The sequence below is a fragment of the Corynebacterium pacaense genome, from assembly GCF_900169525.1.
Classification (GTDB): Bacteria; Actinomycetota; Actinomycetes; order Mycobacteriales; family Mycobacteriaceae; genus Corynebacterium; species Corynebacterium pacaense.
This window is the reverse complement of the sequence record NZ_LT821239.1, coordinates 208,872-221,329: the sequence shown is the minus strand read 5'-3', so window position 1 is coordinate 221,329 and position 12,458 is coordinate 208,872. Positions and strand designations below refer to the sequence as shown.

Genomic DNA, 12,458 nt, shown 5'->3' with positions numbered 1-12,458 from the left:
TGCGCTCACTTGTCCTTGTCTTTGTTCGTCTTGTCCAACAGTGCATCCACGCATCTGCTCAGAATCACCGGTCCCGTCGGGCTGAGGACGGATTCGGGATGGAACTGCAGGCCGATCGCCATTCCGTCATCGGTCTCCGCGGCCATGATCACATCGCCGATATCGGAGGCGCACGTCGCCAGCGCAACGATGCCCGCGGGCGCCCGTACACAACCGAGCGAATGGTAGCGTCCGACCGGAACCAGACGGCCGGGCACATCCGGTCTATCCGGTTCGATGTCGGTGGCCAGTCCCGCGAAGACCGGGTGTGCGACGCCGGCGTCGTTAAGCAGCATCCGGTCGGTGGTGCCGTGGACCGGGCCGCAGGGTTCAACGGTGCCCCCGTGGTACTCGATCAGCGCCTGGTAACCCAGGCAGATACCGAGCAGCGGGACACTGCCCAGGGTTTGCCCGATCAGATCCATCATGAATCCGGAATCGTGGGGGTAACCCGGACCGGGTGAGAGGCAGATCAGGTCAGGATCAGCTGCGAGAACCGTCTCCACGGGCACGGTGTTGCGGAAAACCGTGCAGTCATACCCTGCGACGGCGAAGGCGTCGACGAGGTTGTAGACGAAGGAATCGTGATTGTCGATCAGAACGACATGAGTCATCGGATGACCTCCAGGGTGGAAGAGGAAGCGAGCGCGATCGCGTTGAGCACCGCATAGGCCTTGTGCAGGGTCTCATCGGCCTCGGACTGCGGATTCGAATCCCGGACCACGCCGGCACCCGCCTGCACGGCGGCCACACCGTCACGGACGAAGGCCGAACGGATGACGATGCAGTTGTCCATGTCACCGTTGCCCCGCAGGTAGCCCACGGCCCCGCCGTAGGAGCCACGACGATGCTTCTCGACGCCACGGAGCAGCTCCATGGCGCGCAGTTTGGGCGCACCGGTGAGAGTACCCATGTTCATGCAGGCCCGGTAGGCGTCGAGCGCATCAAGATCCGGATGCAGTGTCGCCGTCACCCGGGAGACCAGGTGCATGACCCGGGAATAGCGGTCCACCTGCAGCAGGTCCGCCACGCGCCGGGATGCCGGAACGGCCACCCGGGCGAGGTCGTTGCGGGCCAGATCCACCAGCATGGTGTGCTCGGCGATCTCCTTGGCATCGGTGCGCATATCCAGTTCATTGCGGATATCCAGCTCGTGATTGATGCTCCCGTCAGCGTTCAAACCCCTTGGCCTGGTCCCGGCGATGGGATAGAGCTGCAGCTCACGGTCGTGGGCGCTGAATTTCAGGTTGGACTCGGGCGAGGCCCCGAAGAGCTCATAGCTGCTGCCGTCGTGGAGGCCGCGGATGTAGAACATATACGGGCTCGGGTTCGTTGCGCGCAGCTGCAGATAGGCGGCGAAGGCATCGGGGCAGTCCGCGGTGAAGGTACGCGCGGGAACGACCTGGTAGATGTCGCCGTTGTGGATGTTTCGCTTCAATCCGGTGATCTGCGCGCGGAACTCCGCATCGGGAATATCGGCGGTGACGCGGAGGACATCGGTGTCCCCGGCACTGCCCCGGTAGGCATCCGAGGTTCCTGGCAGTGCGCGGTCGATGCGCCGTGCCAGCATCTCCAGCTCCGAGGTCAGGGACTGCGGGTCGATGGAGACGCCCCTGAGGGTGGCGCTCTTCTCCTGGTGGTTGATGTCCAGGATGATCTCGGCGACCAGGAACTGGTAGTCGGGGTAGGTGTTCACTGATTCCCCGACGGCGGGCAGCTCCTCAAAGGTCTCCAGGTAATCGAAGGAGAAACCACCCATCACCAGTGGCAGGGCGGGATCCTCCACACCGGAATCAAGTTGCAGCCTGCGGAGGACCTCGATGGTGCTCACCGCGGTGAGGCGTTCTCGTTCATCCACCGCATCGGAGACCGGGAACTCGAAAACGGCCCCCCCGGTCGTCCGCGACCGTAGATAGGGTGCCAGCTGCTCGCCGAGCCGGAGGACAATGGCTTCTCCGGAGGCGCTCAGTGACTCCGCGGTCACCTGCTGTCCCCTGCACGTGACCCGGACGGAGCCCTTGAGCAGTGCCAGGGAGGAAATGCCGTTTCTGGTGGTGATATCAGCGCTCTCGAGCAGTGCCGAGTCATCGGCCGCCGTACCGCCGAGATGGGCGAAGAGACTGGCGGCGTCCTCGTGATAGCGGACATCCAGGGAAACGACGGAGGGGGTGGCACTCATACGGTGCTCACCTGCGTGGATCGTGTGTTGATGGACATCGGGGGCGGAGCCTTTCCTTCGGGGACGATACTCAATTTAATTGACTGAGCTTCGTCCGACTCCGTGGCTTGCCGCCTGTGCATCCGGAACTCGATCCGGAACCACAAAAGGCCCGCTTCTTCGTCGAACGAAGTGCACGAGCCTTGAAATCCTTCAGTGTGATTACAACGTGGTGTCAGGCCCGCTCATTTAGCGCGCCACCACCACTGGGTGCCGGGGAATTGACAGAAGTTGTTCACGAGATAACACCCTATCACCAAGTAGGAGGTTTGTCCCCGCGGATCGGATTTTTCCCGCCCCTCTCCCCCGGCCCGTCCGTCCCATTGAATCACTCGGCGGAATTGCGCATCGCGCGCCTGAGTGCATCAAGATCGACCGGGGGCTTTGGTGCCTCCTCCATAGGTTCCGGCTCGGGACGCTCCACTGGCAACTCCGGGTGGGCATCTCTGGCCGCCCTTATTTCCTCACTGTGACGTTTCGCGTCCACCATGGCCACCGTGTGGGCACCCATTCCCGCGCCCATCCCGATGAACACCAGGGAGGCGATCACGGCCGCAACAACGATGATCCACATCCAGCTTCCGGCTATGAAGGCGATCATCGAGGCGATGCCCAGGCTGACGCCGGCAAGCGTCCACAGCGGGCCGGCGACGCGGTGCGCCATTTCCCACAGATCCTGCGATTTCCGTACCTCGGGAACCCGGATACCGACGGCCGGGTTGCCGGGCAGTTTGGCCGTCCAGGCCAGAACGCCAGTCACAATGAGTAAGAATGCGAGGGCGCCGAAAAGGCTACCCAGGATAATGCCAATCACCGTCATATCAACCACTCTATCCCCCGCGGCATTCCTCGACCGCACACGCCCGCGTGCCACATCGGCGAGGAACCCTCGGAGCGGGGCGGTACGTGAGCATTCTCACCGAAGGGATTCATTCCGCCCGGAAGAATAGGTTGATTTCCCAGGTTGCAGTACCCTGACACTCGTCGCAACTGGCTGGCGCACCCACCAATCAGTGAGGCTGTACTCGTCGCACCAACCCTCTCACATCCCCTGAAAGGCGTGGGCGGACCCCGGTCCGGTGGCATCCACGGTCTCCGGCGAGAGTAATTCCCAAATCCCCTGACCAACGTAGGAACAACAATGGACCTAAAGCGTTTGAGCTCCTCACTCCTGTTCCGGGTGATCGTGGCGATCATCCTCGGAATTCTGTGCAGCCTCTTTTTCCCCGTGTGGCTCGCGCAGATCTTCACCACATTCAACGGCCTGTTCGGAAACTTCCTCAGTTTTTTCATCCCAGTTCTGATCTTTTCCCTGATCACCCCCGCCATTGCCGGATTGGGCCGCGGTGCGGGAAAATGGCTGGCAATCACCACCGGGATCGCTTATGCCTCCACCATCATGGCCGGACTGCTGGCCTACGGGGCCGCACACCTTCTCTATCCGTGGCTGCTCGCGGATAGCATCAATGTTGCCGGGGTGGATCTGGATGCCGATGCCCTGGTCCCCTATTTCGATATCGAGATGCCGCCGCCCTTCGAGACCATGACCGCGCTGCTGCTCGCCTTCGCCCTGGGCGTTGCCATGACTGCGGTCAAGTCGGATACCCTGCTCAAGGTCACGCAGGATCTCGAGCGCGTGGTGATGAAGGTTATCTCCTCCTTCGTTATCCCCCTTCTCCCGCTGTTCATCTTCGGCATATTCCTCGGTCTCGGCATGAACGGCGGACTTCTGGACATCATGTCGGCATTCGGCAAGGTGCTTATTCTCGCGGTCATCGGTACCGTCGTTCTCCTGGCGATCCAGTACGCTATCGCAGGCATAGTGGCCCGGCAGAATCCGTGGCCAATGTTTAAGAACATGCTTCCGGCCTATGCCACGGCACTGGGAACCTCCTCCTCCGCGGCCACGATTCCGGTGACCTACGCCCAGACACTGAAAAATGGTGTGGACACCAACGTGGCGGGACTCGTTGTGCCCCTCTGCGCAACTATTCACCTGGCCGGATCGATGTTGAAAATCACCCTCTTCGCCTTCGCCGTGGTGTTCATCTACGACATCGAGGTCAGCACCCCCCTGGCAATCGGCTTCCTTCTCATGCTCGGCATCACGATGATCGCAGCCCCCGGTGTTCCCGGCGGCGCGATCATGGCCGCGACCGGTCTGCTCGCCTCCATGCTGGGATTCGACACCGAGCAGGTCGCACTGATGATCGCCGCGTACATCGCCATTGATTCCTTCGGAACCGCAGCCAACGTCACCGGCGACGGGGCGATCGCGATCATCGTGAACAAGTACGCGAAGGGCAAAATCAAGGAGTCCCCCGACGAGGACGTCCTGGTGGACGCAACCACGGCGGAGGGCAGGCAATAGCACCAGCCGGGCTTTCCCATGCCCCACCGCTCTTGCGGTGGGGCATCCTCATCTCTGCAGCGTGGAGTGGGCCCGATCCGGACGGTTCATCCCGCGATGATTCGGTGCCCGGCTCCTATCATGGACATCGATACCGCAATCACCCAGTACCGGAAGGACTCACACCATGCGTCTGGCCACCATCCGCACCGCAGGTACCACCACCGCAGCCCGCGTTGAAGGCGAGAACACCGCGGTACCCATCACCGGATACCGCAGCGTGAGCGAGCTCCTCCTCGACCCTGAATGGCGGCGGGTCGCAGAGGACGCCGACAGCACACCGCTCACCTTCTCCCCCACCGACCTAGACGCCGCGCTCCCTTCGCCGAGAAAGGTCATCTGCGTCGGATTGAACTACGCCAACCACATCAGGGAGATGGGGCGCGAGCTGCCCGGCGTCCCCACTCTGTTCATCAAGTTTCCCGATGCACTGACAGGGCCCTTCGATGACGTTGTGGTTCCCGAATGGGCGAGAAGTGCCCTCGACTGGGAGGGTGAGATGGCGGTGGTGATTGGAAAGCGTGCGCGCCGGGTTCGGGAGGCGGAGGCCGCCGACTACATCGCCGGCTACGCGGTGATCAATGACTACACGGCCCGTGACTACCAGTACGCCACCCTGCAGTGGCACCAGGGCAAGTCCCTGGAAAGGACCGCCGGTTTCGGACCCTGGCTCACCACCGCCGACTCCTTCCAGCCCGGTGGCGGGCTGAGGACCCATCTCGAGGGGGAGCTTATGCAGTCGACTCCCACCGACGATCTTGTCTTTCCTCCGGAGAAGCTGATCGAATACATCAGCCACATCTACCCGCTGGACCCGGGTGATGTCATCGCGACCGGAACGCCGGGCGGGGTTGGTCACGCCCGAAATCCGAAGCGCTACATCCGCGACGGCGAGGTGGTCAGAATCGAGATCGAGGGGCTGGGCCACATAGCGAACCGGACGGTATTCGAGCGGTAGGAATACCGGGATCGGGGTGTTCCATAGGCGCCGTTCCGTGCCCCGCCAATGCGCTCCGCGTCATGGCTGACACTGCCGGCCATCGCTATGACGCAGCACGTTATGATGCAGATGGGAGCCATAGTGTGGCCCATGTCATGGACTATAACGCTGTGCGTTATAATGATCTTTTCAACAGTCAATGACAGGGGGCGATATGGTGGGGCGACGCGCTGACGCACCGCAGGGGGGGTCGGATTCCCGACCGGTGAGGCCGGGGGAGATTCTGAGCCAGGAGTTCATGGAGCCGCTCGGTCTCAGCCAGAACGGACTCGCCCGTGCTATCGGCGTGCCACCGCGCCGGATCAATGAGATCATCCACGGGAAGCGTGCGATCACCGCCGACACCGCGCTGCGGCTGGCGGCCTACCTGGGCCCCGACCCCCGGTTCTGGCTCACCCTCCAGGCACACTACGATCTCTCCGTGGCCTACCTGGCACACAGGGAGACCCTCGAGGCGATTGAACCCCACGCCGGCCTGGGACACCGGGATCTCAACCCGATCGAGGAGCGGGCCTAGAGACCGGCCGTCCCGGCGGGCCCCGGCACGTACCCCGGGCGGGGGCGTCGACAAGCAGGGGTGCCGGTGGCGCAGAACCTGAGACAGTGGATGTCCACCCCACCTACTACACTGTCTAACCATGACGAATCCGAGTGATGGCACCTCAACTCCGGCTCACCGCTACACCCCCGAGCTGGCGAACAGGATCGAGGGCGAGTGGCAGAACTACTGGCTGGACAAAGGTACGTTCAACGCACCCAACCCGGTAGGTGATCTGGCTCCCGAGGACGGCCACACACTGCCGGAGGACAAGCTTTTCGTTCAGGATATGTTCCCCTACCCCTCCGGTGCCGGCCTGCATGTCGGGCATCCGCTCGGGTACATCGCCACCGATGTTTTCGCCAGGTACAACCGGATGCTCGGCAAGAACGTGCTGCATACGCTCGGATATGATTCCTTCGGTCTGCCCGCGGAGCAGTACGCAATCCAGACGGGTACGCATCCACGTACCACCACCATGGCCAACATCGAGAACATGCGGCACCAGCTCGGCGCGCTGGGCCTGGGGCATGATCCGCGGCGTTCGGTGGCCACCACCGACCCCGAGTTCTACAGGTGGACCCAGTGGATCTTTCTGCAGATCTTCAATTCCTGGTTCGATGAGGAGCTGCAGAGGGCACGGCCGATTGCGGAGCTCTACCCGCTGCTGGAGTCCGGGGAGCTCGCGCCGAGGGACGGCTCGGACTACAACTCCTTGGCCGCCGCAGAGAAGCAGCAGGTCGTTGACGGCTTCCGCCTGGTCTACCGCTCGAACTCCACGGTGAACTGGTGCCCCGGTCTGGGTACCGTGCTTGCCAATGAGGAGGTCACCGCGGATGGACGCTCCGAGCGCGGCAACTTTCCGGTCTTCCGCAAGAACCTCTCGCAGTGGATGATGCGCATCACCGCCTATTCCGACCGCCTCATCGACGATCTGGAACTGCTCGACTGGCCGGAGAAGGTCAAGTCGATGCAGCGCAACTGGATCGGCCGTTCGCGTGGCGCCGAGGTGGATTTCACCTGTGAGGGTGAGACCATCACGGTGTTCACAACCCGCCCGGACACCCTCTTCGGGGTCACCTACATGGTCCTGGCGCCGGAGCACCCGCTTGTCGACGCCCTGGTGGCAAGCGGCTCGGGATCCTTCGAGGGCGTCGACCCCCACTGGACGAACGACCGGAACGATCCGGCGTCGGCGGTTGCCGCCTACCGCGCTGGAATCGCAGCCAAATCGGACCTGGAGCGCCAGGAGAACAAGGACAAGACCGGAGTGTTCCTCGGCGCCTACGCCACGAACCCGGTCAACGGCGAGAAGATCCCCGTGTTCATCGCAGACTACGTGCTCACCGGATACGGTACCGGCGCGATCATGGCCGTTCCCGCCCACGATGAGCGCGACTATGAGTTCGCAAAGGTTTTCGGCCTTCCCATCAGGGAGGTTGTGGCAGGTGGCAACATCGCCGAGGCCGCCTTCACCGACTCCGGAACCGCCGTGAACTCGGCCAATGACCAGGGTCTTGATATCAACGGTCTGGCCAAGTCCGAAGCCGTGGCTGCGACCATCGAGTGGCTGGATAGCAGGCACCTCGGCCGCGGCACCATCCAGTACAAGTTGCGCGACTGGCTCTTCGCCCGCCAGCGCTACTGGGGTGAGCCCTTCCCGATTGTCTACGACGAGAGCGGGGTCGCCCATGCACTGCCCGAGTCCATGCTCCCCGTCGAGCTGCCCGAGGTCGAGGACTACAAGCCGGTGTCCTTCGACCCGGAGGATGCGGATTCCGAACCCTCCCCTCCCCTGGCGAAGGCAAGGGAGTGGGTGGAGGTTGAACTGGATCTCGGCGACGGGGTGAAGAAGTACACCAGGGACACCAACGTCATGCCACAGTGGGCCGGTTCATCCTGGTACCAGCTCCGGTACATAGATCCGACCAACTCCGAGCAGTTCTGCAACATAGACAATGAGCGCTACTGGACCGGACCCCGCCCCGACGTTCATGGTCCGAATGACCCGGGTGGCGTGGACCTCTACGTCGGCGGTGTCGAGCATGCGGTACTGCACCTGCTGTACTCCCGCTTCTGGCACAAGGTGCTCTTTGATCTGGGGTATGTCACCTCCAGTGAGCCCTACCGCCGCCTGTACAACCAGGGTTACATCCAGGCGTTCGCCTACACCGATTCCCGTGGCGTCTACGTGCCGGCGGAAAGCGTGGAGGAAAAGGACGGCCGGTTCTACTTTGACGGCAAGGAGGTCAACCAGGAATACGGCAAGATGGGCAAGTCCCTGAAGAATGCCGTCGCACCGGATGACATCTGCGAGAACTACGGCGCGGACACCCTGCGCGTCTATGAAATGTCCATGGGGCCCCTGGACACCTCACGCCCCTGGGCGACCAAGGACGTCGTCGGTGCTCAGCGCTTCCTCCAGCGACTGTGGCGGCTGATCGTCGATGAGGACAGCGGTTCCATCCTCACCACAGATCTGCCACTCAGCGACGAGGACAACAAGGCGCTGCACCGTACGGTTGCGGGGGTCCGTGAGGATTACGCCAACCTGCGTGTGAACACGGTGGTGGCCAAACTCATCGAGTACGTCAACTATCTCACCAAGACCTACCCGGGCGAGGTGCCCGCGGCGGCGGTCACACCGCTGCTCGTGATGGTGTCGCCCATCGCACCCCACATCGCGGAGGAACTGTGGAAACGGCTCGGAAACGGGGACACCATCACCTACGAGCCCTTCCCCACCTTCGATGAGAAGTGGCTCAGGGACGATGAGATCGAATTGCCGGTTCAGATTAATGGCAAGGTGCGCAGCCGAATCACGGTTGCCGCCGATGCCTCCCAGGAGGAGATCATCGACGCCGCACTCGCCGATGGCAAGGTTATCGCCAACACCGAGGGTAGGAACATCGTCAAGAAGATCGTGGTTCCCGGGCGGATGGTCAACCTGGTGGTGAAATAAAGGGAATACGTTTCCGCCCGGGAGTGCTGCACCGGGCATGAGCACCCGAATCTTTGACACCTTCATACTCGGCAACCGACAACTGGGAAACCGGATCACCATGGCAGCCCTGACCAGGCAGCGCGCGGGCGAGGACGGCGTGCCCACCGAACTGCACGCCGAGTACTACAGCCAACGGGCCGGGGCCGGACTGATTGTCACCGAGGGCACCTTCCCGGCATTTGGCAACCGGGCCTTCCCCGGGCAGGCCGGAATCGCGAACGAAGAACAACAACGGGGATGGAGTGGTGTCGCGGAGGCAGTGCACCGTCGGGGCGGGGTCGTGTTCATGCAGATCATGCACGGCGGACGCGTGTCCGCGCCGGATCTGCTCCGCGGTGGGATCCCGGAGGCGCCGAGCGCGATTGCGGCGGGCATCGAGGTCCACGGCTGGGAGGGTAAGAAGTTCCAGGCCCCCGTTCCCCGCGCCCTGGACACCGCGGAGCTGCCGCGGATCGTCGATGAGTTTGTCGCTGCGGCCCGCCGCGCGGTTGACGCCGGACTTGACGGCGTGGAGATTCACGGTGCCAACGGATATCTGCTCCACGAGTTTCTCGCCCCCACCTCAAATCATCGAGATGACGCCTACGGTGGCTCGCCGGAGAACCGGGCCCGGCTGCTGATCGAGGTTATTCGCGCCGTGGCCGGGGAGATCGGTGCGCAGCGCACGGCCGTTCGCATCTCGCCGCAGCACAACGTCCAGGGGACCGTGGAACCAGACGAACAGGATGTGATCGCCACCTACGGCGCCCTGTTCTCCGGGATTCGGGACCTCACCCCTGCGTACATCTCGGTGCTCAAACTTGATCCCGCGGATCGGGTGGGTCGGTTCCTGCGTGATGGGATCCAGCGGGAGCTGGGCATCCCTTTGATCCTCAACACCGGATTCCCGACGGTAACCGGTTATGACGATGCCCGCCATCTAGTCGATGACCTCGGCGCAGATGCCGTCGCCGTCGGACGGCTGTTCATCTCCAACCCGGACCTCGTCGAACGGTGGGCCACGGGAGCTGAGCTGAATCCGCCGGATGCCTCCACCTTCTATTCCGGTGGCGCCCACGGATACACCGACTATCCCGAGCTCGCCCGTGACCGCAGCTAGGGTGGGGGGATCTCTCTACACTCGGTGACCATGGATATGGAATACAAGGTTGTGGAAATGCGCGAGGGTCTGCTCGGAGGGAAGATGTCCGGCGACAAGCTGGAGAAGGTTCTGAACAGGGAGGCCAGGGATGGGTGGCGCTACAAGTCGCTGACCTCAGTTGATGTCAAGGGCAGAATCGGACCGGGTGGCGTGGACGGTGTCCTCGTCGTATTCGAGCGGGTCAGTACAACTAGGACCGTCCTGAGGACACGCGACCCCGGGTTGCGGTTTTGCCAGACCCGGACACTGCGGATCCGCACCACGGGCGGAAACTCCGCCCGTGGTGCGGGAAAACTGTCCGGGTGTCCGTTTTGCAGGTAAACCTGTACCTATGACTACACGGGCCTGGTTTCTGCCCACCCTTCGCGGTGTCCGGACATCCCTGTCCGCCGACATCCTCGCCGGTCTCACCCTGGCGGCCATCGCCATCCCGGGATCGATGGCGGCGGCGCAGCTGCTCGGGGTCTCCCCGGCTCTGGGGCTGCTCGGTTTCAGCATCGCCACCCTGGTGTTCACGCTGCTCGGCGCGCACCGCACACTCTCTGTCGGTCCCGACACCACCATCGCCCCGATGCTGGCAGCCGGAGCGGCGGGAACGGCCGTCACGGCCACGCATCAACCCGCTGACGCCGATCCCGGGTCGATCATGCTGATTTCCCTTATGACCGGGTTGCTGCTGCTCGGCATCGGAGTCATCCGTGGCGGATGGATAACCCAGTTCCTGTCCAGGCCGGTGACCATCGGTCTCATGGCGGGAATCGGCATCAGCATCATCGCCTCCCAGCTGACCACAGTGCTGGGGATGGAGGGGAAAACCTCGGGCAACGTCCCGGAGCAGCTCTACGAGGTGGCGGTGAGGTGGCAGGAGATCAATGTCCGTGCCCTGGGGCTGGCCATCGGTGTGCTGATCATCGGTGGCGGGGCGAGGTTGTTCTCCAGTCGTTTTCCCGGCGCACTCCTCGGGCTGGTGGTGGCCTCCGTGGTGGCGGCGGTGTCCGGCTTCGAGCGGTACGGTGTGCGCACCCTCGACGCACCGGACTCGGTGTGGAAGGTGCCGGACTTCTCCGTCGTTCCATGGGCATCGGCGTGGGATCTGCTCCCCTCCGCCCTGGTGATCGCGCTGCTGATCACCGTGCAGACGGGAGCGACGGAGGAAACGACCAGGCAGGGGCACGGGACCCTCGACCGCGATCTCGCCGCCGTGGGGGCGGCATCCATCGTGGCGGCCGCCGCCGGCGCCTTCGCGGTCAACAGCTCGCCACCCAGGACCAGGCTTGTCTATGAGGCCGGGGGCAGAACCCAGCTTTCCTCCATAAGCGCCGCGATCATCGTGTCGGGGGTGCTGCTGCTGGGTACCGGTCTGCTCTCGGTTCTGCCGGTGGCGGCGCTGGCCGCGGTCCTGCTTCAGATCGCCTTCTCCCTTATCAGGGTGAAGGAGCTGCGCCGGATCGCAGCCTTCAGCCGGATGGAGCTGATGATCGCCCTGGGGACCGTGGTGCTGGTCTGTGTCATGGGAATAGTGCAGGGTGTGGCCGTTGCCGCCCTGGTCACACTGCTGGACCGGACGCGCCGTGAGGCCCGGCCACCGGTGTACCGGAAGGGGCTGATCCCGCAGTCCAACCATTGGGTCCCGGTTGACGTCGGAGTGGATACCGTCCAGGTTCCGGAGGTGCTGGTGTGGTCGGTGGAGGCACCGATCTGGTACGCGGATGCCGATTTCGTCCTGGAGCGGATACACAACGAACTCGATCACGGCGACTACTCCGTGGTCGTTCTCGATGCGGCCGCGATCTCAGATCTCGACTACACCGGTGTGCTGGCCATGGGGACGTTGATCAGTCACCTTGAGGATGAGAAGATCCCGGTTCTCATTGCCCGGGCAACCCGGCCAACGCAGAAGGCGCTCAGGCGATCGGGTCTGATGGACAAGGTCAGCCTGTTTCCCACGGTCGCGGATGCGGTGAAGAAGGGGGTAGATCTCGCCGGGCTGCGCCCGGAGTTCCGGGCCGCCCGCGCCAAGAAGAAGGATCTCGCGGCGTTGGCGAGTGAGGGGCTGAACCCTGAGGAGGTCATCGAGGAGGATGATCATCACTAGCGGTTTCTCGGTG

9 protein-coding genes and 1 pseudogene are annotated in these 12,458 nt (G+C 63.3%); 7 read left to right on the top strand and 3 right to left on the bottom strand.

The features are described from left to right. Window positions 1-5 precede the first annotated feature (5 nt). From B7E02_RS01235 to B7E02_RS01225, 3 genes are all read right to left on the bottom strand, one after another. Window positions 6-653, bottom strand: a complete 648-nt coding sequence (locus B7E02_RS01235; protein ID WP_080792096.1) for an anthranilate synthase component II — start codon at window positions 651-653, stop codon at window positions 6-8. Continuing rightward, on the bottom strand, window positions 650-2,218 hold the full coding sequence (locus B7E02_RS01230) for an anthranilate synthase component 1 (RefSeq protein WP_080792093.1): 1,569 nt from the start codon (window positions 2,216-2,218) through the stop codon (window positions 650-652). Before B7E02_RS01230 ends, B7E02_RS01235 begins: the two co-directional genes overlap by 4 nt. 367 nt (window positions 2,219-2,585) lie before the next feature. Next, entirely contained in the window at window positions 2,586-3,077 is a 492-nt protein-coding gene (locus tag B7E02_RS01225; RefSeq protein WP_080792089.1) for an SdpI family protein, read from the bottom strand. 321 nt (window positions 3,078-3,398) lie between these two features. Between B7E02_RS01225 and B7E02_RS01220 the strand changes: the two genes are divergently transcribed. From B7E02_RS01220 to B7E02_RS01190, 7 genes and pseudogenes are all read left to right on the top strand, one after another. Further along, window positions 3,399-4,628: a dicarboxylate/amino acid:cation symporter gene (locus B7E02_RS01220; RefSeq protein ID WP_080792086.1), complete on the top strand. Its 1,230-nt coding sequence runs from the start codon at window positions 3,399-3,401 to the stop codon at window positions 4,626-4,628. Between the two features lie 166 nt (window positions 4,629-4,794). Beyond that, window positions 4,795-5,625, top strand: coding sequence for a fumarylacetoacetate hydrolase family protein (locus B7E02_RS01215; RefSeq protein ID WP_080792083.1), 831 nt, complete (start codon window positions 4,795-4,797; stop codon window positions 5,623-5,625). Window positions 5,626-5,806: 181 nt separating this feature from the next. Continuing rightward, entirely contained in the window at window positions 5,807-6,184 is a 378-nt protein-coding gene (locus B7E02_RS01210) for a HigA family addiction module antitoxin (protein ID WP_080792078.1), read from the top strand. A gap of 121 nt (window positions 6,185-6,305) precedes the next feature. Next, a complete protein-coding gene (gene leuS, locus B7E02_RS01205; protein ID WP_080792075.1) occupies window positions 6,306-9,167 on the top strand; it encodes a leucine--tRNA ligase in 2,862 nt (953 codons plus the stop codon). Window positions 9,168-9,204: 37 nt separating this feature from the next. Next, entirely contained in the window at window positions 9,205-10,308 is a 1,104-nt protein-coding gene (locus tag B7E02_RS01200; protein WP_080792074.1) for an alkene reductase, read from the top strand. Window positions 10,309-10,344: 36 nt separating this feature from the next. Continuing rightward, window positions 10,345-10,530 (top strand): annotated as a pseudogene (locus B7E02_RS14565) (DUF4177 domain-containing protein); the annotation flags it as partial. Window positions 10,531-10,681: 151 nt separating this feature from the next. After that, window positions 10,682-12,445: a SulP family inorganic anion transporter gene (locus tag B7E02_RS01190; protein ID WP_080792069.1), complete on the top strand. Its 1,764-nt coding sequence runs from the start codon at window positions 10,682-10,684 to the stop codon at window positions 12,443-12,445. The last annotated feature ends 13 nt before the right edge of the window (window positions 12,446-12,458 follow it).

What these genes read in the sequence shown, in the direction of transcription:
- B7E02_RS01235 (WP_080792096.1), bottom strand. Translation starts at nt 653, where the DNA reads ATGACTCATGTCGTTCTGATCGACAATCACGATTCCTTCGTCTACAAC.
- B7E02_RS01230 (WP_080792093.1), bottom strand. Translation starts at nt 2,218, where the DNA reads ATGAGTGCCACCCCCTCCGTCGTTTCCCTGGATGTCCGCTATCACGAG.
- B7E02_RS01225 (WP_080792089.1), bottom strand. Translation starts at nt 3,077, where the DNA reads ATGACGGTGATTGGCATTATCCTGGGTAGCCTTTTCGGCGCCCTCGCA.
- B7E02_RS01220 (WP_080792086.1), top strand. Translation starts at nt 3,399, where the DNA reads ATGGACCTAAAGCGTTTGAGCTCCTCACTCCTGTTCCGGGTGATCGTG.
- B7E02_RS01215 (WP_080792083.1), top strand. Translation starts at nt 4,795, where the DNA reads ATGCGTCTGGCCACCATCCGCACCGCAGGTACCACCACCGCAGCCCGC.
- B7E02_RS01210 (WP_080792078.1), top strand. Translation starts at nt 5,807, where the DNA reads ATGACAGGGGGCGATATGGTGGGGCGACGCGCTGACGCACCGCAGGGG.
- leuS (WP_080792075.1), top strand. Translation starts at nt 6,306, where the DNA reads ATGACGAATCCGAGTGATGGCACCTCAACTCCGGCTCACCGCTACACC.
- B7E02_RS01200 (WP_080792074.1), top strand. Translation starts at nt 9,205, where the DNA reads ATGAGCACCCGAATCTTTGACACCTTCATACTCGGCAACCGACAACTG.
- B7E02_RS01190 (WP_080792069.1), top strand. Translation starts at nt 10,682, where the DNA reads ATGACTACACGGGCCTGGTTTCTGCCCACCCTTCGCGGTGTCCGGACA.